General features: G+C 42.1%; 21 protein-coding genes. 4 read left to right on the top strand and 17 right to left on the bottom strand.

Annotation, left to right across the window (positions count from 1 at the left end):
* Nucleotides 1-5: 5 nt before the first annotated feature.
* From glmL to JBW_RS07515, 6 genes are all read right to left on the bottom strand, one after another.
* Nucleotides 6-1,388 (bottom strand): methylaspartate mutase accessory protein GlmL, encoded by a 1,383-nt coding sequence (gene glmL, locus JBW_RS07540; RefSeq protein ID WP_007959624.1) that lies wholly within the window; start codon nt 1,386-1,388, stop codon nt 6-8.
* 13 nt (nt 1,389-1,401) lie between these two features.
* A complete protein-coding gene (gene glmS, locus JBW_RS07535; protein ID WP_007959623.1) occupies nt 1,402-1,818 on the bottom strand; it encodes a methylaspartate mutase subunit S in 417 nt (138 codons plus the stop codon).
* Between the two features lie 48 nt (nt 1,819-1,866).
* Nucleotides 1,867-2,823, bottom strand: a complete 957-nt coding sequence (locus tag JBW_RS07530; protein WP_007959622.1) for a GntR family transcriptional regulator — start codon at nt 2,821-2,823, stop codon at nt 1,867-1,869.
* A 248-nt stretch (nt 2,824-3,071) separates the two neighbouring features.
* Nucleotides 3,072-4,151 carry a type II asparaginase gene (locus tag JBW_RS07525; protein ID WP_007959621.1) on the bottom strand — a complete coding sequence of 360 codons (1,080 nt, stop codon included), beginning with the start codon at nt 4,149-4,151 and terminating at the stop codon, nt 3,072-3,074.
* Nucleotides 4,152-4,358: 207 nt separating this feature from the next.
* A complete protein-coding gene (locus JBW_RS07520; protein ID WP_007959619.1) occupies nt 4,359-5,219 on the bottom strand; it encodes a response regulator in 861 nt (286 codons plus the stop codon).
* Between the two features lie 61 nt (nt 5,220-5,280).
* The gene (locus tag JBW_RS07515; protein ID WP_007959617.1) at nt 5,281-6,621 is read right to left on the bottom strand and encodes an ATP-binding protein; all 1,341 of its coding nucleotides are present in this window, start codon (nt 6,619-6,621) and stop codon (nt 5,281-5,283) included.
* Between the two features lie 328 nt (nt 6,622-6,949).
* Between JBW_RS07515 and JBW_RS07510 the strand changes: the two genes are divergently transcribed.
* On the top strand, nt 6,950-8,200 hold the full coding sequence (locus JBW_RS07510) for a dicarboxylate/amino acid:cation symporter (RefSeq protein ID WP_007959615.1): 1,251 nt from the start codon (nt 6,950-6,952) through the stop codon (nt 8,198-8,200).
* A 97-nt stretch (nt 8,201-8,297) separates the two neighbouring features.
* Here JBW_RS07510 and JBW_RS07505 read toward each other — a convergent pair whose 3' ends face one another.
* From JBW_RS07505 to JBW_RS07455, 11 genes are all read right to left on the bottom strand, one after another.
* Nucleotides 8,298-8,774 (bottom strand): metallophosphoesterase, encoded by a 477-nt coding sequence (locus tag JBW_RS07505; RefSeq protein ID WP_007959613.1) that lies wholly within the window; start codon nt 8,772-8,774, stop codon nt 8,298-8,300.
* A complete protein-coding gene (locus tag JBW_RS07500; protein WP_007959610.1) occupies nt 8,771-9,367 on the bottom strand; it encodes an XTP/dITP diphosphatase in 597 nt (198 codons plus the stop codon). Before JBW_RS07500 ends, JBW_RS07505 begins: the two co-directional genes overlap by 4 nt.
* Complete coding sequence (gene rph, locus JBW_RS07495) at nt 9,364-10,107, bottom strand: ribonuclease PH (RefSeq protein ID WP_007959608.1); 744 nt, start codon at nt 10,105-10,107, stop codon at nt 9,364-9,366. Before rph ends, JBW_RS07500 begins: the two co-directional genes overlap by 4 nt.
* An 88-nt stretch (nt 10,108-10,195) precedes the next feature.
* A complete protein-coding gene (locus tag JBW_RS07490) occupies nt 10,196-11,515 on the bottom strand; it encodes a histone deacetylase (protein WP_007959606.1) in 1,320 nt (439 codons plus the stop codon).
* Nucleotides 11,509-13,221 carry a hydantoinase/oxoprolinase family protein gene (locus tag JBW_RS07485; protein WP_235334163.1) on the bottom strand — a complete coding sequence of 571 codons (1,713 nt, stop codon included), beginning with the start codon at nt 13,219-13,221 and terminating at the stop codon, nt 11,509-11,511. The genes JBW_RS07490 and JBW_RS07485 overlap by 7 nt, the downstream gene beginning before the upstream one ends.
* Nucleotides 13,175-13,939, bottom strand: a complete 765-nt coding sequence (locus JBW_RS07480) for an acyl-CoA dehydratase activase (RefSeq protein ID WP_007959595.1) — start codon at nt 13,937-13,939, stop codon at nt 13,175-13,177. Before JBW_RS07480 ends, JBW_RS07485 begins: the two co-directional genes overlap by 47 nt.
* A gap of 10 nt (nt 13,940-13,949) precedes the next feature.
* Nucleotides 13,950-14,927 carry a 2-hydroxyacyl-CoA dehydratase family protein gene (locus JBW_RS07475; protein WP_007959594.1) on the bottom strand — a complete coding sequence of 326 codons (978 nt, stop codon included), beginning with the start codon at nt 14,925-14,927 and terminating at the stop codon, nt 13,950-13,952.
* A gap of 110 nt (nt 14,928-15,037) precedes the next feature.
* Nucleotides 15,038-15,715, bottom strand: a complete 678-nt coding sequence (locus JBW_RS07470; RefSeq protein ID WP_007959593.1) for a coenzyme F420-0:L-glutamate ligase — start codon at nt 15,713-15,715, stop codon at nt 15,038-15,040.
* Nucleotides 15,716-15,717: 2 nt separating this feature from the next.
* Entirely contained in the window at nt 15,718-16,275 is a 558-nt protein-coding gene (locus tag JBW_RS07465; RefSeq protein WP_007959592.1) for a hypothetical protein, read from the bottom strand.
* A gap of 95 nt (nt 16,276-16,370) precedes the next feature.
* Nucleotides 16,371-17,183, bottom strand: coding sequence for a glutamate racemase (murI, locus tag JBW_RS07460; protein ID WP_007959591.1), 813 nt, complete (start codon nt 17,181-17,183; stop codon nt 16,371-16,373).
* 54 nt (nt 17,184-17,237) lie between these two features.
* Nucleotides 17,238-17,651: an acyl-CoA thioesterase gene (locus JBW_RS07455; RefSeq protein WP_007959590.1), complete on the bottom strand. Its 414-nt coding sequence runs from the start codon at nt 17,649-17,651 to the stop codon at nt 17,238-17,240.
* A gap of 411 nt (nt 17,652-18,062) precedes the next feature.
* On the opposite strand from JBW_RS07455, the gene JBW_RS07450 reads away from it, so the two are divergent.
* The 3 genes from JBW_RS07450 to JBW_RS23740 all read left to right on the top strand — a co-directional run bounded on the left by JBW_RS07450 (nt 18,063) and on the right by JBW_RS23740 (nt 22,255).
* Nucleotides 18,063-19,346 carry a hypothetical protein gene (locus JBW_RS07450; protein ID WP_007959583.1) on the top strand — a complete coding sequence of 428 codons (1,284 nt, stop codon included), beginning with the start codon at nt 18,063-18,065 and terminating at the stop codon, nt 19,344-19,346.
* A 225-nt stretch (nt 19,347-19,571) separates the two neighbouring features.
* Entirely contained in the window at nt 19,572-19,724 is a 153-nt protein-coding gene (locus JBW_RS24935) for a hypothetical protein (RefSeq protein WP_158453448.1), read from the top strand.
* The gene (locus tag JBW_RS23740; protein ID WP_200897011.1) at nt 19,712-22,255 is read left to right on the top strand and encodes a hypothetical protein; all 2,544 of its coding nucleotides are present in this window, start codon (nt 19,712-19,714) and stop codon (nt 22,253-22,255) included. The genes JBW_RS24935 and JBW_RS23740 overlap by 13 nt, the downstream gene beginning before the upstream one ends.
* Nucleotides 22,256-22,428: the final 173 nt, after the last annotated feature.

Genomic DNA, 22,428 nt, shown 5'->3' with positions numbered 1-22,428 from the left:
TACTGCTACCCCCGCACAATATATTTTTTCATCATTCTTACTGCTACATCCGGATATACTTCACCCAATAGACCCATGGATGCCATAATGTACTCTTCATCAATCAAGTACTTCGGACACTCAGGCTTTAACATTTCAGGTGTACTTTCACTGTATGCTGCACCCTTTAAAATTTCTTTAGGCTGTTCATGATGGACAATTACGCCACCAGTACCTACCACCGTCTTAACATCACTCAGATCCTTGCCTTTTTGTACAAAAGCAGAACCGAAACATGTGAATATCGTTTCAAGCTGTCCGACATGGCGTTCCACCGCTAAGGAAGTACAAGCTTTCCCCATGGCGATTTCCACTTTTTTTTCAATCTCATTTTGTGGTAAATATTCAATATTTGCTTCGACCTTTTCCACATATGCCTCCACATCCTCTGCAGAAACATTGGCATAATCTGCAATCCTCTTGGCACCAGCTGCTTTAAATAGAGCTGTCGCACTATACCGCATCCCCAGATCGCCTTCGACTGTACGTTTCGCAAAGGGTTCTGGCAGTCCTCGCAAGGCTACATTGGTTTTAGTAGGATCACCTTTGGCAATGGAATATACATCAGTGGTTGCACCACCAATATCCACTACCATTAAGTCACCTAAACCAGGCTCATATTCTGTACCTTTGCTTAGAAGTTCAGCAGCCTTCAATACCGCAGCCGGCGTAGGCATAACTACATCATCAACAAACTGATTTGCTTTATTGAGCCCCTTAGCTTCCACAATCCTTCTTAAGAATACACTGCGAATGGTTTCACGTGCAGGCTCAATATTTAGTTCATTTAACTTCGGCATTACATTTTCAGTATGTACTACCTCTGTCATCGCTTCTAATAAGGTCTTGACTACTTGAGGCGCTACCGATTTATTACCTGCTACAATGACAGGAATATCTTTGCCAAGAGTGGTAAGCATTCTAGCATTATGCAGAATCACTTCTTTATTACCGCCATTGGTACCACCTGCCAACAGAATAATTTCCGGTTGCAACTGGGCTATTTCTTGTATTTCGTATTCATTTAATTCATTACCATAAACACCCATGATCTTGGCACCAGCCCCTAGAGCTGCACGTTTGGCAGCTTCTGCTGTAAGCTCAGGCACCAATCCAACGGCTACCATTTTCAATCCACCGGCTGCACTAGAGCAACCTAATACTTTTGAAAATTTTAGTTTACCCGTCTTGAGAAACAAGGCATCGATCGCCTGATTTAGTCCATTCATAATATCAGTTTCTACAGTAGTTATACCACGAGCAGTGCCTAATACTATTTCATTGTCAATATCCACTGCAGTAATTTTGGTATAAGTACTCCCAAAATCAATCAGTAAAATATGATTCATAATCAAGACTCCCTTATAAACCTAAATCATTCTTTAAATCAATGACCACTTGATCAGGAAGTATACCTGGCTCATAGACTCTGTCATAACCCATTTCAATAAATTTTTTGTGTACTTCCGTAAAATCAGTTTTACCAACTACCAAATTTCCGCCAACATACAATAAAATATCACCTAAACCGGATTCACGGCAGCGTTCTCTCAATCCCCGACAATCAATTTCCCCGTGTCCATATAAGGAAGCGACGAGAATGGCTTTTGCATCCGTTTCAATAGCTGCATTTACAAATTCTTCTTGAGGAACCAACACCCCTAAATTAACTACTTCAAATCCTGCGGAAGTAAAGGCATAGTTTAAAATTTTGTTACCTACTGCATGACAGTCAGCTCCAATGACCCCCAAAATCACTTTTACCTTATTGTTTTCCATCCTAACTACTCCTTTGCTATTAAAATCTATATCTAGTATTTCTACTATCTAAAGTGCTTGACTGACTAATTTCATCAGAACCTGGTTCAATGAACCGCGATCAATTTCATAATAGAATGTAATCACTTCTTGACTTTCATTCACCATTTGACGCACAAGTATTTCGCGTTCTTCACTGACAATTATCACTTTATAATTAGCAATAATCCTATTAACTTCTGAGAAATCACTTGATTGTACTACTGTAAAATCCAAATGATTAATTGATGTTTTCTCCAGTAAATTTTGCAGATTGGATACAAATGCATCACTCTTTGCCACAATTGCCACTTGCGTGTTTGCTGGCAAGCGGGCCAATTTAATAACTGCATCAAGATTTGGAACGGTAGCTACACCAATTACTTTACTTGCTTTTCCCAGTAAGCCAACAACTGCTGCTTGATGCCCCAGCGTCGTAACAACTAAGTCACAAGCCTGCAATAATTCAACGGGAGTTCGTCCTTCAATTAATTCTGCTAAGATTACCGTTTCAAATCGTACGTTGGCAATTTGACCAATTTGGTTAATAAAGCGTTGGATGTATTCAGAAGCACAATCGACAACAGCCACTCGCAATTCTTTAACAGCTTGGTTTTTTTCAATGGCCCGGATACTGGCAATTGCCGCAAATTGATCTACTGTGAAACCTAACTCTACTACTTTTGTCATGGCATCATCAATAATTTTTACCAATCGTTCCCGTCTTCCACCGACGACTTTCGCTTCCTCATCATCCGAAACCGTTTTTACAAACGTTCCACGCCCTTGCTGTGCTTCAAGTACACCCTCCAGCAACAGTTCTTTGTAAGCAGCGCTGACAGTATTGCGGCTCACGCCTAATTCGAGAGACAATTCTCTTTCTGTAGGTATTTTAGCACCCGATACATACTCTCCAGATTTTATTTTGTCCAAAATGTATGTTTTAATTTGCAAATAGATCGGAATACCTACTCGCTGTAAAATCATGATTGCACCTCACAATTGGCTTAATCCATTAATCCAATTTATTAACCATGATTAATTATGTCATATTTTTCGAGAAAATGCAACCCATCTCATAGCATCATACAGAAAGTATTATAAATATTCAAAAAACTACTGCTGCTATTTTTTTTAATGAACCGCATGGACTCTGGCACTATCGTGTTTGCAGGCACATAGCGTAATTCGTCCTTGCGGTTCATTGCATATACCAAATTCAATTCAGTATGACTTTAATATTTCCAGAACATTTGTTGAATTTCATGTACATCAGTAGTTTTAGTCAGAGCCAGCATTAATAAAATGCGTGCTTTTTGCGGATTCAGGTTATCGCTGGCAATAAAGCCAAACTTGTCATCATTTGCTTCCCCATTACGAGCGATAATCCCACTGCCAACTCTGGCACTCCTTACAATAACCACACCATTTTTAAGAGCATTCTCAACTGCAGGATATTCCGCTTTTCCAATACTGCCGTTACCAGTTCCTGCATGAACAATCCCTTTTGCACCAGCATTTACAGCAGCATCAATCATGGTTCCAGCATTGCCGGCATAATGATACACAATATCAACACGAGGCAATGACGTCAGGTTAGTGACATCAAATTCCGTCGCCACCGTATTTTTGCGCAAGGATTGACGATAGAATACAGGTTTATCACCAGTAAATACACCTAGCGCACCGACGATTGGTGCCTGAAAAGTATCAACACGGTCAGTGATCGTTTTTGTTACTTCACGCCCCGAATGAATCGTGTCATTGAGCATTACCATGACACCTTTGCCGGCCGCTTCTTTCGTACCAGCAAGAATAACAGCACGATACAAATTGAGAGGACCGTCAGCGCTCATTGCAGTACCAGGACGCATTGAGCCAACAAGTACAACCGGTTTTTCACTTTTTACTACTAGATCAAGAAAATATGCAGTTTCTTCTAATGTATCTGTCCCATGAGTAATAACGATACCATCTACATTATCTTGAGCAAGAAGTTGATTGACACGTTTAGCCAGCGTTAACCAATTTTCCATAGTTATACTTTCACTGGCAATTTGAAAAACTTGTTCTCCGCGTACATTTGCGACTTTAGTCAATTCGGGGACATTAGAAATAAGTTTATCTACGGCAGTAACAGCAGCTGTATACCCCACGGTTGCAGTACTGCTAACACCTGCACCAGCAATGGTTCCTCCTGTCGCAAGAATTACAACATTAGGTTTTTCTGGAGCTTCTGCCGCAAAAGCGACTACCTGTAAACAGACCACTAAGAGACAAAGGGTTACAAAAATACTGAGAATACGTTTCTTCATAATACCACCCCTTATAAAATTTAATTGTCATAGGACAATCAAGATGCTACTTCGTATAGCTCTATCCAAAATCCTTTTTAAAAATCGCAACATACTTAAAGAATTAAGAATATTCAATAAACTACTAATTTTGTATCTATCCTCTGATAAATAACGTGGGGTACCACAACCTCCTATGTTGTAGTACCCCACTTGCCATCTTAACCATCAGACTTCTGCAATAAACAATAACCCTTCAATGAATTTTTTGACATTGATCTTTCCTCGGTATTGGCTTTTTCCCAGAATAAAATTCATCTCCTGGCGTACTTCTTTAAAATCAAACAATGAAGAACTATGGGACTGAAAGATTTCATTGTAATAATCATCAATCCCTAAATTGGCAAGATTGTGCAAGCTTTTCGTTGTAGCACGACGTACTCGCTGCTCAATTGCCTTGGCATCCTGCTCCATTCCTTCTGACATTTGCTGATAAATATCACACAATTGATAAGATTTACTTTCTGTACCTTTCTTCAGGATTAGCTGTACCATTCGATAAATGTCTTTTACGCCTGCCTCTCCAATGATTCCCAGATCAGAGAAAACTTTGTAAATGCGAGTCTTTTGCATATTTTTCGCCCCTTCCTCAACTGCAGGACGAATATGAGGATATTGGGAAATGGTTTGATGCATCAAAGACATAATCTGTTTTAGCTTACGATGTTCCTGCACTTTATTAATCACAGATACCGTTTCTAAGACATTAATGGGTTTATGAATAAAAAACTCAATCCCAGCTTCATAAGCTTTCGTAATTAATTGTTCGCTCGTGGCTTGGGAAACCATGATAAACGAAGTATTGGCCGCTGCAGCCGACACCTTTTCAATGAGTTCCACTCCATCTTGACCTGGCAGCAATAAATCAACCAATGCAATGTCCGGCTGATATTCCCGAATGATCCTCTCGCCCTTTAAGCCGTCATTGCATTGCTCAACAACAGTACCTAATTGATTTTGCTCAATAATTTTTTGTAGAATTCTACAAATCACAAGATCATCATCAACAATCACAAAACGTAACGACATATTAGCACCACTTTCTTATAAAAATACTTTATTATGAATCGTTTACTCCAAATATATAACGTTAAGAGTAAGGTACAGAAAAATCAGCACCCTTGTTAGAAATCAGTACGCCTAAGCGAGGTAACGCGATTAAAAACCGAGTACATACATCAGGCTGCGATTCCACACGAATGGTTCCACCTAATAGCTCAATGTAATTTTTCACATGGGCCAAGCCTAATCCTGTTGAAATTTTACCAGTACGCGGCGAAAATTTTGTAGAATAACCAGGATTAAAAATCAACTCAAATTCTTGTTCATCAATACCAACCCCATTGTCTTCCACACAAAAATATATAGTGTCATTGGAACTAGTTTCAATTACCTTAATAATTCCATCATCACCACAGGCCTCAATTGAGTTCATAATGAGATTATCTAATATGGAAACTAAGGTATAATGCTTGTCTGTAAAAAAATCATCCGCTAACTCATAGGTGATATCAATTTTTTTATCAATTACATTCAAATACCGTATTGTATTTTGTTCAATGATAAACAATATTTCTGATAGTTTTATCTTCTGAGCCCTGCTTGAGGGTCTAAGAATATTTTCAATTCCAGTAATGACTCGATAGTAATCTTTCTTTATCTCGTGAATTTCCCTTGCAACTGCAAGAGCATTCTCTGCAGGCAAATTTTCTTGTTCACTATCGAATTGTATCTTAGAGTTTAATTGCTTATAAAGCCAATAAGCCTTCTCCATAACATTTTCGATATCCTGAGATGATTTTTCCAAATAAAATAGCTCGCTTTTCAATTTAGCAACCATAAGAGTTTGCTCGATATAGCGCTTTGCCTGATCATTGGCTAGAATAAAAGATTGATATTGCTTTAACGCATAATACCCAACAAAGGCTAAACTAGCTCGCACAATAGCCACGACTACAATGCTTGGAAAAACCACTGCAAATTTTGCACCGATTAATTCGGAACGACAAAAAAGTTCAACCATATTACTTAGGATATCAACCACACTCAACAAGAGAATAAGAACCAATATGTGATCTTTGTACTTTCGAATGGAAAATAAGTAAAATAGTACAGCAAAAGATATGTAATATGCCAGGGAAGGTAAGTTATACATGATAGCAGTCTTATAATCATGGCCGCTTATTAGAAAATCCGTTGTCGTACGAAAAAATACAATCACTGCTCCTGTCAAGATTGTACCAGTTAAAATGGGAAACTGTTCAAAATATAATAAAAAGACGGTTAATAATACAATCGCTAAGGTAAAACGAAAATAGCTGCCAAAAGGATAAATATATACGATACCAGTTAAGGAAACAAGCAATATCGTATTGATGAGGGATTTATACTTATGAAATAACTCTTGTATACCCCCAAACACATCATGCATTTTTTTTAGAAAAGTAGATAACAGAGAACTCCCTCCTTTATTGGAACATTTAGCAGAACATTATAAGTGCAAAATTCGACATACAATATTATAATCCTCATCTCCCCAAAAAGCTATTCTTATATAATTCTGAATTGCATAATAATTTTTCAGTTGTTTTCTGTAGTTTAGCAGATGGTTACAATCTATACTAGGAGAAGAAAGTATTTCATCATTAAAAATATTTTCTCTTTACTGTGCAGTGCAGTAAAGGTAATCAAGGCAATATCCTTGATTACTTTATCTCTTGGTGTTTCCAAGTAATCAAAATTTATAGGAGGATTCGTTTATGGAAAAAGGAAAAAAGGGAATAGGCCTGACAACTCAAATTTTTATTGCTCTTATTCTAGGTGTTGTGTTCGGTTATGTCTTTCCAGTCTATGGACAAGCATTAAAGCCTGTTGGTGATACGTTTATCCGTATGATTAAAATGATTGTGGTACCATTGATTTTCAGTTCATTAATTATGGGTATTGCAGGTACTGGTGACTTTAAGAAACTAGGTCGTTTAGGCGCAAAATCAATTATTTGGTTTGAAGTTGCTACAACGTTGGCTCTCTTCGTTGGGCTGGCTGTCGCAAATGTATTCCAGCCTGGTGCAGGTGTCGCAATCGCAACAGGTGCTGATGTGAGTTCCGCAGCAGCAGCAGCAAAAAAGACCATTGATATGACACAAATGATCGTTAACATTGTACCTACCAACGTGGTAGATGCCATGGGACGCGGCGACATGCTGCAAATCATTCTGTTCTCCACATTCTTCGGTGTAGCAGCTGCCGCTATGGGAGAAAAGGGCAAACCAACCGTTACATTAGCAATCAGCGTTGCTGAAATCATGTTCAAATTTACTTGGTATGTTATGAAATTAGCCCCTATTGGTGTTTTTGCTCTAATTTCTTACACAGTAGGCAAATTCGGCTTGGGTATGCTGATTCCTTTAGCAAAGCTGATCGGTTCCTTATATTTTGCTTTAGTACTTTTTATTTTCTTGTTATTAGCCTGTGCTTCACTAATTATCCGTATGAATTTCTTCCAGCTCTTAAGAGCTATAAAAGAGCCTATCTTGATTGCTTTCTCCACTGCCTCCAGCGAAGCAGCATTGCCAATTGCAATGGAAAAATTAGAGCAGTTTGGCGTTCCAAAGCATATCGTAACCTTCGTGTTGCCGACAGGTTACACATTTAACTTAGATGGTTCCACATTGTATAGTGCATTAGCTGTTATTTTTATAGCTCAAGTTTATAATATCCCCTTCCCAATCGAAACTCAATTGATTATGCTTGTGACATTAATGATGTCAACAAAAGGTATTGCAGCAGTGCCTGGTGCTTCCTTGATCGTTATTGCCGGTACCGCAGCAGCCTTTGGTTTGCCAGTAGAAGGTATTGGTATTATCCTTGGAGTTGACCGTATCCTTGATATGGCTCGTACAGCTTGCAATTTGATTGGTAACTGCGTAGCTGCTGTAGTCGTAGCGCGTTGGGAAAATGAATTGCCAGATGAAGTATTACAAGTAGCTTATACTAAAAATTATGATTGAGTAAATCATTAAATTAAACACTCTTCTTTATAACAATGAGGGTCTGATCTACACAAAATGTAGATCGGACCCTCATTACTATGTTCTTCTTACTTGCTTACTCAAAAACAAGAATTTCCCCTGTTATTTTCCCTTCATGATCTATGTTTAAAATACCACAAGTACCATATCCAGAGCGAGGTTCAGCAGCACTGCCCGGATTGAAAACCAGTAATTTTTCTTCCCAGCGGCTATCCGGGATATGAGTATGTCCATAAATTACAATGTCCACCTCATAATGCCTGCCCCATTCCACCAATTGACTGACACCTTGCTTTACACCATAACGATGCCCATGGGTTATCCATATTTTCTTACCAGACACTTCTATAAATTCATCAATTTTAGCAGTTGCCTGTCCATCACAATTTCCTCTCGCTGCAAATACAGGAACATTCACTAACTTAGCCAAATAGCTTGCATCTTGGCTATAATCTCCTGCATGCAGCCACATATCCATAGGACCTGCTGCTTTTATCCCTTGCCTGACAGCCGCCTGGTCACCATGGGTATCACTCATGACCCCTATCTTCATTTTAAATAATCTCCCAGTATCTTGGTCATAATCTTCAGCGCTTGTCCCCTATGGCTAATATCATTTTTTTCATTCTTTGAACATTCAGCCATGGTTTTCTCCATTTCAGGGATATAAAACAAAGGATCGTACCCAAAGCCGCCTAAACCACGCAAGTCTTGACCAATAATTCCTTCTCTTACTCCATCGGCAGTCATGATCGTCCCATCAATGTCAGCAAGAGCCAAAACACAACGAAATCTAGCCGTACGCTTTTCAGGGACAACACCTGTTAATTCGGCTAACAATTTTTGATTATTTGCAGCATCATTAGCATCCTCCCCTGCAAAGCGTGCAGAATAAATGCCTGGTGCGCCTCCTAATGCATCCACTTCTAGTCCAGAATCATCTGCTAAGCAGGCCTTTCTCGTATGGTGGGCATAATGCTTAGCTTTTAGCTGAGCATTTGCCATAAAGCTATCACCATCTTCCACAGCCTCAGGAATATCACCAAAATCACTTAAATCTAACACTTTGACAGGCAAGTTGGCCAAAGCTAAGGCAATCTCGGCAACTTTCCCTTTATTCGTAGTCGCTACCACTATTTCTTTCATGGTTCACGTCCGATTTTCCACGATAAAGGTCCTAGAATATCTTTTTGATAATCAATTAATTCCCCTACCATCTTTTCTGCAACAGCCAGCATTTCATTCAGCTCCTGTCGACTAAAAGGACGTTTTTCACCTGTTCCCTGCACCTCTACAAACTGGCCGCTCCCAGTCATTACAACATTCATATCCACAATCGCTGCCGAATCCTCTTCATAACACAAATCAGCAATCACCGTATCTTTTACAACACCGATACTAACCGCTGCTAAGAACTCTTTTACAGGGAAAGGTTTCTCATGGTTGGTATAAATACTATTCACTGCATCGACCAGGGCCACAAACGATCCTGTAATCGCAGCCGTCCGAGTACCGCCATCCGCTTGTATAACATCACAATCAATCCAAATTGTTTTTTCCCCTAAGGCTCTTAAGTCAACCACACTCCGCAATGCTCTGCCAATTAGCCGCTGAATTTCGTGAGTCCTTCCTGTTATTTTTCCTTTAGCGGACTCACGAATATTACGCACCTGTGTAGAGCGAGGTAACAAAGAATATTCAGCAGTAATCCATCCTTCACCTGAGCCCTTCATAAAATGTGGTACTTTATCCTCAATTGTGGCAGCACATATTACTTTCGTATTGCCCACTTCTATCAGCACCGATCCTTCCGGATATTTTAAATAATTACGAGTGATTTTTAATGGACGCATTTTATCAGCCTTTCGGCCATCTGGTCGGTTCATCTATTCGACTCCTCCTACAATATATAGTACCTCAAATTATCTATAGTTTTAGCGCAGATGAGGTACTAGTTCTATTTTATACACATTGTTACAATTTTTCCAGCCGATCTTCCTGTTTATTTTGCACCATATAGTGCTGATAATTCCCTTGTTTCTTTGCTTTATGTACCATATCATAAGCTGCTTTTAGACAAGCCGGGCAAGCCATCTGAGGAATCATACCAATATAAGCTGTTTTATAATGAAGACTACTGCGCGCCTTCGTTTCAATTATTACATATCCAGAGCAATGAGGGCATAAGCGTATTCTTTCTTTTTGCAGTTCATTAATACCTTCATCATCATAATAGATACTGCGCTCTGTCTGCCAGAATTCACCATGTTTCATAATTGCTTCACGCTGCAGCTTCTCTTTTTTCCCCCACATATCTTGGCGCTCCTTGATTACATCTTTTATATAGTGAGTGACAGAAGAAGTTTGAGAGGGGCAATCTGCAATATTAGGTTCAATGACTTTACTATAATCCATTCCTGCCATGGCTAATACAATCCCTACATTTACATAGGGTAAAGCATCTTCAATGGAATATCCGCCTTCCAATACAGCAATATCCGCCTTTAATGTATCGGCCAATCGCGCATAGCCCTGTGCTGTAATTGCCATATTCGCTAAAGGATCACTATAATGATTATCCTGCCCGGCAGAATTAATAATAATATCAGGCTTAAAGTCTCCCAAAATAGGCATAATCAGATGATCCAGTACTTCATGAAGACCACGATCTGTCGTTCCTGGCGGCAAGGGTATGTTTAAAGTAGTACCAAGAGCATTAGGACTACCCATTTCATTGGTAAAACCAGTACCCGGATATAAGGTCCGCCCATCCTGATGAAAGGAAATAAATAAGGTATTAGGATCATGATAAAAGACATCTTGGGTACCATCGCCATGATGCACATCTGTATCAACGATGGCAACTTTACCGATACCATAGGTTTTCCGTAAATATTCTATCATAATTGCTTCCATGTTAATGGTACAAAATCCACGAGTCCCATGAACAATGCGCATAGCATGATGTCCTGGCGGACGTACTAAAGCAAAAGCCCGCTGTACTTCCTTCTTCATTACCGCATCAGCAGCTGCAATCGCTCCACCTGCTGACACCAAATGAGCATTGGTAATTAAAGATGCTATATCAGGCACCCCAACATGCACTCTTTCAATATCCTGAATTGTAGCGATTTTAGGCTTATATTCCCGTATCGCTGGCATATCCAGCAGCCCCTCTTCTACAATCTGATCACGGGTATATAACAAACGTTCCTCCCGCTCAGGATGAGTTGGGCTAATCGCCCAATCAAAAGCTGGAAAAAATACCAATCCTAACCTTTGAGCATTCAACATAACTCCTCCTTGCCATACTGCAGCACACCAGGTTTTACCTGCAAGCGGCAGGTCATAATTTTTCCCACTGTAGTAAAGCCACGAACCATATTAAATTCCTCTGATTGTATGATTTGGGTTTCACCGATAAAAATACCATTTTTCTGGGCTAACTCTGCCAAATGTTTTTCTGCTAACTCATAAGCATTTTGTAAAGAAAATTTCCCTCGAGGCAGTCTATTTTTGATCCCTAATTCCGCAACGGTATAATATCCTTCTGCAGTATCAGCACGAAGAGTAATATCAAGAGTTGGTCTTGCTACCGCCGCGCCAAAGGCATTAGCAACCCTCCCATTCTCAGGAAGTGTATAGCTAATTCCCAGCTTTTTAGCAACCAGAGGCACAAGACCTGCCGCTCCGCCGCCTACACCAATTATATTTTCTAAGACAAATTTTGTTTCAAAAATAATTTCTTCTACATGATATAAAGGTTCAGCAGCTTGCTCGTCCAACAAATTGGCTATCGACTGGCAAATACCATTCACTGCCTTATCTAGTACTTGACTCGCCATCTCTTCTGGGCTTTGCCCTTGTAAAGCAAGCAGCTTCATTGCCTTTACTGCTAAGGCGCGATCGCCAAAATCAATGAATCCTGCCGCTACCATAGCATCAGTCACAGTAGGCTTAGGACCTCCTGCCGCCATAGCAGGGCCATGGCGCATCGGTCCTACCTTCAATACATGATTCTCCCAGAAAGCCAAACTGTCACCGCCGATTCCAACAGACTTAAGGCGAAATCCCTGAACCCCAGTTCCATGCCCAGCAACGGCTGCCCCTTCTTTTGCTAAAACAGGTCTTCCCTTTTGCCACAATGCAATATCTGTAGTAGTGCCCCCAATATCAAGAGAAATTCCAGAAACGTGGGCATCACCATTCATGCCCATAATACCGATGGTACTGGCAGCGGGTCCAGTAAAAATAGCCTCTACAGGATAGTTTCTGGCTACTGATAAAGGCAGTGTTCCTCCGTCTGCTTTTAACACAAAAACAGGACTATAAATCCCACGCATCTTTAATGCTTCTTCTACTGCTGTAGCAAAAGCATTAAAATGCCGCCATACAGCCCCATTATAATAAGCCGAATTGGTGCGCCTTAAAAAATTAAGCGAACCTGAAACTTTTCCTCCTGTACTAATATGCATAGGGCTCACTTGTCCTTGTATCCAATCCGTCACTGCTAATTCAAAACAAGGATTACGAACAGCAAATTTCCCAGAAACAACAAATACATCACAAGAAGAAAAATGACGACAAGCACTCAGCACTTCCTCTTTATTAGGCTGAGCCATTTCACGGCCACGATGGTCAATATAACCAGATAAGATGTAAGGCGCAACTGGCAGAATATCATTTATGTTCATCCCTGGTCCAGGCATAATACATAGACCAACCTGATCAATATTACCTTCCACTATTGCATTGGTTACAATTGTTGTGGATAGTGCAATGCGTTCAAACGCCTTACTGCCAGTATCCTCCACCATCTTATCTACTACCGTCAAAATGCATTGCAATAGATTCTCCTTAGTCGTAGGAGTCTTAACCATCGTGACTATTTTCCCATCTGCTACTACTACACCATCTGTAAATGTCCCACCAATATCAAGCCCCAAGAACATATTATCCCCTCTTTTCCCAGGAATAAACCCCACAGCCGATTGCTCCATTGAGTTGTGGATACTTTGGTACAACAACCTCTACTCCAAGTTCAGAAGATATGGTTTGTCCAATGGCCTTTCCTAAAGCCACACCTCCCGTAAAGACAATCACTTCACTGGCAAGAGAATGGAGCATCGGCTTGATTCTCTTGAAAATCGTATAATTAACACCAGCTGCTAATTGTGGAACGCTATGACCTTCCACAATGCGTCCAATAAGCTCAGATTCTCCAAAAATAGCACAAGTTGCAGACAGCTCTACAGGGTTTTCCTTATAATTGCTAAGTTCTGCTAAACTAATCCCGAGAACCGTTGCCATATTTTCTAAATATCGCCCTGTGCTGGCAGCGCATTTATCATTTGTCGCAAAATCTACCATTTTACCTTTGCGCACCTTAATGACTTTACTATCCTGTCCACCTAAATCCAATAAGGTAAAATTATTAAGTCCAGTCTGCCACATGGCTCCTATAACGTGTGCTTTCAGTTCTGCAATGACAGTAGCTCCTACAATATTGATGGTATTACGCCCATAGCCAGTAGCAACCACCTTATCAAATTCCCCTACCCCCACAGAGGCAAAGTCAACAACGAGTCCATTTTGCCCAGGTTGCCCATAGTTTCGATAAAACTGCACGGTTTCAAAGATTTCAGAACGGTTTACACCTTCTTGATCCATTACAACTAATTTTACACTACGGCTGCCTAAATCGATACCACAAAACATATCTTTCACCTCATCGCAGCATTTCCAGAAAACTATCCATTCGAAGCTTCGTTCTGGCATCCAACTTACCCGGCTTATCTCCTTCGATGGTTAGTATGGGTATATCTAATTTTTCCCTAAAGATCATATCCTCAATCTGCCTGAAACAGAAACTTTGGACATAATGCACAATACCATCCAAATTACGTTTTTCAATTTCTCTCTTAATATCTTCAATTCTCTGAAAGACACCATAAGGATAGGTATACAGTCTATATTGTTCCACTAAATCCTCTACTTGATAAGGCATGGCAAACTGCCGCTGCACTTCATTGAAGACAACCCTTGCTCCCATCTTTTCAAAATGACCATATAGATCATTAAAAATAGGTGGAACACCAATATACCCTAAGCGGATATCTTCTGTAAATTCATTGGCATACTTCGTTTTTAATAAAAATTGATCAATATCCTGCTCAAATTTATTCACATTTCCATTAAAATCACTGCAGCTAACTTGAAATAAGTGGTTATCCCAACCACTTACTATATTTCCCTGCCAGGTAAGGCGATCCATTTCAGCAATTTTACTTCTTACCCCATCTAAACGTTTTTTTACAGCCATAACCTGCTCCCAATCCGTTTTTAAAGCTGTAATTAATTTATCCATCTGCAATTTCAAAAGATCATAATCCCGATCAAAAGGATATGCAAAAGGAATGGTCTCTACACCTACCAATTGCAAGGTTTCCATTAAGGCATGAGTGTTACTGCAATCGCCTTGGGTAACTGCAAGTACTGTATCTATATTTCCCCGCTCTACGACTACAGAATATAAACCTTTAATCCAGCCGCATATATTACGAGGGTAACCTGCATCTTCGGCTCCTTCTACTAATCGATTGGCTTCTTTATCAGTAATAAATACATTATTTAAATCTACTGGTACATTTCCGGCTGCTAAAATAATCTCCACAGGTACGGTTGTAGTAATACCAATATTAGCCATGTCATTCCTCCAACACATATATTCCACACATTTTAGACCTATAATATTAGTTAATTTTACAGCAAAAATAACAAAGAGGATAGCTGTATTCTATCCTCTTTGCTAATCAATTACTCACTAGAAAGAAGATTTTCTGTCCTTCTCTCTACTGCTGCATAATTTTTAATAATAACAATCGGTGTCCGTTGGGAAGCGTTACCGAAAGGATTATCAATTAAAATATGTGCCAACTTCTTAGGATCAAGACCTGCTGAAGCACCTACTACCAATGCTCGTTTTAAATCATTTACATCTGCCACTGCTGCACCATAACAGCCTAATCGACGTTTAATTTCCTCTGCTACGCCATTTGCCTCCAAAGGTCCGTATACCAGACATTTATCAAAAGGCGGCATTGTGCCCGTAACATCATCAACTAGAGCAGCATGTGAACCTGCTAGTTCATAAAACACACCATTCTTCCCAACAATTTTGGCAAACATTCCTATGATCATAGCAAATAAAACGCGCCACTTACCTTCTGCATCCATTAATGACTGCATACCGTATACACTGGATAAACTGCCTTTTTGAGGTACAAAGCGGCATAAAATCTTCGCTAAAAAGCACACTTTAAAATCTTCGGGCCTTGCCACACGCCCCTGGGTAATCGCAACGACGCTCTCAGCTACCGATACTACATCATCCGGTCCAATATCCTCTTTGGTATACTTTTCGATCATATCTACAATATTGTCTTTATCTGTTAAAATACGCGTACCTACTGGTTTGAGTTCAAGTTCTGCCATTACTAGCCCTCCCATTTCGCAGTACCTTTTGCCTGCATAGCCCTATTGATTTCATCACAAGTCATAATCATACGCGCCTTATGAATATACCATGGGGTACGAGCTACAATCTGATATACAATATCAATCGGCATATCTACAGACAAATCATATAAATTTTGCAAGGCATCTTTAATATTACCTGTCTTCGCCGTAAATGTAACCGTAACAATAACGATTCCACCCGTTCCTTTAGGAATAATCACAGCTTCAAAATAATTATCGGTTCGGAGTGCTGTGGTAAGTTCCATTCTAGAATTTACCTCAACACCATCAAATTGTTCATAGGGCAGCAAATGACGAGGATAAGCATCCATTATCGTACCATCCTGTGAACCTTTATTGATAAATGCTACTTCACAAGAAAAAGTAGCTGTTTTTTCGGTTTGGTCAACTAATTTAAATTCCGTACGCTCATTCACTTTAAATTCAAAGTCAGCATCACCTTGTTTGGCAATAAACAACCACACAGCTACTGCCATAATTATAGCTATTATTACTATCGTCACCAAGATTTCCACACCAAGGCCCCCATCTCCAGAAGTTTTTTCCTTTATTAGTATACCAAATTTTACCCCATAGGACTATGAAACTTTCCCTTATTACTCCTATATGACTATACTACTGCAAACTTCTCTAAATTTACCAATTCAAATTCTATCTTTTCTGTATCAAATAGAAAGCCTGCAATTCTTTTTGCCCGTTCCACATCTGCAGAAAAACACAATCTAACGTTTCCCTGATTCAATGAAGATAATTGTTTTTGCTGCTGTAGAAAGTATTGTGCCTCCAATCCAGTCTCTCTAGCAGGATCAATAACGACAATCTTATTGCCTATGATTTTTTCAATCACTGAACTCACAAGAGGATAATGAGTACAACCTAAAATGATTGCATCCACTCCCTGTTTTTTCATCGGCAGCAGATATTCAGCTATTGCCAGTTCAATTTCAGGTCCTTCAAGCTGCTCTTGTTCAATTAATGGTACAAGTTTTGGGCAAGCCTGAGAATAAACAAGTACAGCAGCATCTTTTCTCCCAATAGCCTTGGCATGATTCTTGCTTTCAATGGTAGCTTTTGTCGCAATAACCCCTACTTTTTTGCTTTTGGTAACAGCCAGGGCCATATCTGTCCCTGTATTAACACCTACCAACGTAAAAGGATATTGTTTCTTTGCCATTTCAAGACCCAAGGCTGTCATAGTATTGCAAGCAACCACAGCCATTTTCACTTTTTGCATAGTAAAAAAGTCTAAAATTTGCTGCATAAATCCGATAATTTCTGCTGGAGGCCTAGATCCATAAGGTGTACGCGCGGTATCCCCAAAGTAGATCAAATTTTCCCCAGGCATGATTTCCATAAGCTCTTTAACAACAGTAAGACCACCAATTCCAGAATCAAAGATACCAATTGGTGCATTAGTACTCAATTGACTGCACCTCCTAACAAAATATTCTATCTAAATATATTTTTTTATATACACTTACTCTCTTACACTTTCAAAATCCATTTTTAAATTTGAAAAGTACCTACTAGGCAAGCGAATAATTTTCCCCTGATTATCGGTAAATACATTTTGAGTATTACCTGTAGCTAATAGTACTCCATCGGCTTCCCGAACAATTTTATATGTAAAAACCATCTTTACTGGTGATACTTCCGTCATTGTTGTTTCAATTAGAATATAATCATCAAATTTGGCAGAAGCACAATACTGACAATCTACATGAGTTATCGGAAAAACAATGTTATCAGCCATCATTTCAAGCAAAGAGATGTTAACCTGTCTTAAATATTCTACTCGCCCCATTTCAAACCAACGAAAATAGTTAGCATGATGTACAACACCCATCATATCTGTTTCAACAAAGCGAACTTTCTCTCGTACCGTAATCATAATTGAATCCTCACTTATTCATATTTGCTTATCAGCATAAGCTACGTCCAAGCAAAACAAATGCCCACAAGCAGCTATCTTATGCCGTGGGTCATAAATCAGGCTCACACATTATAAAGAAGAGTCTTATGGCCATTCCGTCAACGAAAGCCTATTATTTATTGTACTTTTCTTTTTTATTTTTGTCAAAAAAACTTTTGACAAATCTCAGCACTACTTCTTGAAGTTAGACCTATTATATATACTAAGAAATTTGAATCCTGTTGTAAAGTCCTCTGATGTAAAAAATATATCCAATTTTAAATAGGAGCTATCTTTTGTCGTTATGCTTACATAATGACGACACAATTTTATCACTATTTAAATAGTATAATAAGAGTTAATATTTTACTAAAGGAGGTCAATCTTATTATGTCCTTTGACAATACATCAATGACTAGATTCTCACCTATATTTTTTAAGTTCCCACTATGCACATCGCCAGCAAACTGCTGTAGTATCGATACTAACTGCTGTTGTACTCCTAAGCCTACTTGCCCCACTGGTGCTACTGGTGCTACCGGCATAACTGGAGCTACCGGCGCGACTGGAGCTACTGGTCCTACTGGAGCTGGTGCTACTGGTATAACTGGTGCTACCGGCGCGACTGGAGCTACTGGCCCTACTGGAGCTGGTGATACTGGTGCTACTGGCATAACTGGTGCTACCGGCGCGACTGGAGCTACTGGCCCTACTGGAGCTGGTGATACTGGTACTACTGGCATAACTGGTGCTACCGGCGCGACTGGAGCTACTGGTGCTACTGGTGCTGCTGGCGCTGCTGGCGCTACTGGTGCTACTGGTGCTACTGGTGCTACGGGAGATACGGGTGCTACCGGAGCTGCGGGTGCTACCGGAGCTGCGGGTGCTACGGGCGCTACGGGCGCTACGGGCGCTACGGGAGATACGGGTGCAACCGGAGCTACGGGTGCTGCTGGTGCTGCTGGTGCTACTGGCGCTACTGGCGCTACTGGCGCTACGGGAGATACAGGTGCAACCGGAGCTACGGGTGCTGCTGGTGCCGCGGGTGCTACGGGCGCTACGGGAGATACAGGTGCAACCGGCGCTACGGGTGCTACGGGCGCTGCTGGTGCCGCTGGTGCTACTGGCGCTACGGGAGATACAGGTGCAACCGGCGCTACGGGTGCTACGGGCGCTGCTGGTGCCGCTGGTGCTACTGGCGCTACTGGCGCTACGGGAGATACAGGTGCAACCGGAGCTACGGGCGCGGCCGGACTTCTTGGCTTATCGGAATACGCCTACATCTATAATTTAGCTGCTCAAGTTGTTGCACTAGAAGCAGATATAACATTTAGTGATAACGGTGTTATTGTAGGCGCCATTACCCATGCACCAGGAACAGCTTCTATTACACTTGGTAGTGCTGGTGATTATGAGATCTCATTCATAGTTGCAGGTGTAGAGCCAAACCAGTTCACCCTCTTCCAAAACGGCGCTCCTGTTGCGGGCGGTACCTATGGCTCTGGGGCTGGTACGCAACCTAATCCCGGTACGTTAATTATCACCGCTGCTGCTGGTGACGTATTAACTGTTAGAAATCATACTAGTACTGCTGCAGTGACCTTGCAAACGTTAGCAGGAGGAACACAAATTAATGTCAATGCTTCTATTCGGATTGCATTAATAAGTAGTTAAAATAGTATCATCAGCCCCCTACAGCAAGGGATTTTTTGAATAAAAACGCAATAGAGGAATGAACCACAGTTTCATTCCTCTTTAAATAATCGTTCTAGATTATATATTTTATTTAATTTAAAATAACATCAATTTTTTGTTATAAGACACATTATTATCACTATTTACATATTATATTTCATAAATACTCTCTCTAAAAAAGGGGTTCACTTTAATGTATACCCCTTGGACGCTGCTAATCCAGCACGGAGTATTACTAAAGAAGCGCATATGGTAGCTAGTTTTTTTGCTGAAGAACTTAAAACTCAGTCTTTTAGCTCCATTGAAGCTTCAATTAAATTTAGTGAAAGCGAGGAGGAATCAGGTTGGATACAATAGGTCTTCAACTTAGACGGCTGTTGCCCGGTTCAATCAATGCAAATGATATTGTTCTATTTGAAGCAGTTCTTAGCAGCTTTGGGCCCGTAAGTTATAACCCGGCAACAGGAGTCGTCATCCTAAACAAAACCGGACGATATCTTGTCAATTGGTCGGTAGCAACTCAATCATCTCCAGGTTCAAGTAGTATAAGTTTTTCAATCGTAACAACACAAGCTGATGAAGTGCTAGTAAGTTCGCCCCTAATAATGGGTCCGCTTGCTGGATCTGCACTTATACAAGTTGATGTTGCACCAATCGGACTAGGTTTAGTGAATCGAACACCTAATAGTGTAACATTTTCTCCTTTAGTCCCAGTTAAAGCAACTTTAGTGATCGCTGAGGTGCCAGAAGATGTTGGCGTTACTGGTCCTACTGGCGCTACTGGTGCTCCTGGCGCTCCTGGCACTCCTGGCGCTCCTGGCGCTCCTGGCGCTCCTGGCGCTCCTGGCGCTACTGGTGCTACTGGCGCTACCGGTGCTGCTAGTGCTACTGGGTCGACGGGCGCTACTGGCGCTACTGGTGCTACCGGTGCTGCTAGTGCTACTGGATCGACGGGCGTTACTGGTGCTACTGGTGCTACTGGTGATGTTGGTGCTACTGGTGCTACTGGTGCTACTGGTGCTACTGGTGCTACTGGTGCTACTGGTGCTACTGGTGCTACTGGTGTAACTGGTGCTACTGGTGCTACTGGAGCTACTGGTACTACTGGAGCTACTGGTGTAACTGGTGCTACTGGTGCTACTGGTGCTACTGGTACTACTGGAGCTACTGGTGTAACTGGAGCTACTGGCGATGTTGGTGCTACTGGAGCTACTGGTGTAACTGGTGCTACTGGCGCAACTGGCGATGTTGGTGCTACGGGTGCTACTGGAGCTACTGGTACTACTGGAGCTACTGGTGCAACTGGTGCAACTGGAGCTACTGGTGTAACTGGTGCTACTGGTGATGTTGGAGCTACTGGAGCCACCGGCGCTACTGGTGATGTTGGAGCTACTGGAGCCACCGGCGCAACTGGTGATGTTGGAGCTACTGGTGCTACGGGCGCTACGGGTGATGTTGGTGCTACTGGCGCTACCGGTGTAACTGGTGCTACTGGTGCAACTGGAGCTACTGGTGCTACTGGTGATGTTGGAGCTACTGGTGCAACCGGCGCAACTGGTGATGTTGGAGCTACTGGAGCTACTGGTGCAACTGGCGCTACTGGCGATGCTGGAGCTACTGGTGCTACTGGTGCTACTGGAGCTACTGGCGCTACGGGTGATGTTGGAGCTACTGGAGCCACCGGCGCAACTGGTGATGTTGGAGCTACTGGTGCTACGGGCGCTACGGGTGATGTTGGTGCTACTGGCGCTACCGGTGTAACTGGTGCTACTGGTGCTACTGGAGCTACTGGCGCCACTGGTGATGTTGGTGCTACTGGTGCAACTGGCGCAACTGGTGATGTTGGAGCTACTGGTGCAACTGGCGCAACTGGTGATGTTGGAGCTACTGGTGCAACTGGCGCAACTGGTGATGTTGGAGCTACTGGAGCCACCGGCGCAACTGGTGATGTTGGTGCTACTGGAGCCACCGGCGCCACTGGTGATGTTGGAGCTACTGGTGCAACTGGCGCCACTGGTGATGTTGGTGCTACTGGAGCCACCGGCGCTACGGGTGATGTTGGAGCTACTGGTGCAACCGGTGCAACTGGTGCTACTGGTGATGTTGGAGCTACTGGAGCCACCGGCGCTACGGGTGATGTTGGAGCTACTGGAGCCACCGGCGCCACTGGTGATGTTGGAGCTACTGGTGCAACCGGTGCAACTGGTGATGTTGGAGCTACTGGAGCGACCGGCGCTACGGGTGATGTTGGAGCTACTGGAGCCACCGGCGCCACTGGTGATGTTGGTGCTACTGGAGCCACCGGCGCCACTGGTGATGTTGGTGCTACTGGTGCAACTGGCGCCACTGGTGATGTTGGAGCTACTGGAGCCACCGGCGCCACTGGTGATGTTGGAGCTACTGGAGCCACCGGCGCCACTGGTGATGTTGGAGCTACTGGTGCTACTGGAGCTACTGGCGCTACGGGTGATGTTGGAGCTACTGGAGCCACCGGCGCTACTGGTGATGTTGGTGCTACTGGAGCCACCGGCGCCACTGGTGATGTTGGTGCTACTGGAGCCACCGGCGCCACTGGTGATGTTGGAGCTACTGGTGCAACTGGCGCAACTGGTGATGTTGGAGCTACTGGTGCAACTGGCGCAACTGGTGATGTTGGAGCTACTGGTGCAACTGGCGCAACTGGTGATGTTGGAGCTACTGGAGCCACCGGCGCTACGGGTGATGTTGGAGCTACTGGAGCCACCGGCGCTACGGGTGATGTTGGAGCTACTGGTGCAACTGGCGCTACTGGCGATGCTGGAGCGACTGGTGCTACTGGTGAAACTGGCGCTACTGGTGCTACTGGTGCTACTGGTGAAACTGGCGCTACCGGTGCCACAGGCCCCTAACATGACTTGAATTGATACCCCTGCTGCTGGGACTCACACTTACGAAATTCGTATTACGGTTACTGGCACAAATATTGTGAGTACTACAGCACTTACCAGAGCTCTTAATGCTGTTCACTTTGGATAATATATATGACTGCTCCTATTTTAATTAACTATAAGCTCACAATAAC

Origin of the sequence: Pelosinus fermentans JBW45 (genome assembly GCF_000271665.2) — a bacterium.
Taxonomy (GTDB): Bacteria; Bacillota; Negativicutes; order DSM-13327; family DSM-13327; genus Pelosinus; species Pelosinus baikalensis.
This window is presented reverse-complemented; position numbering and strand designations above follow the sequence as displayed.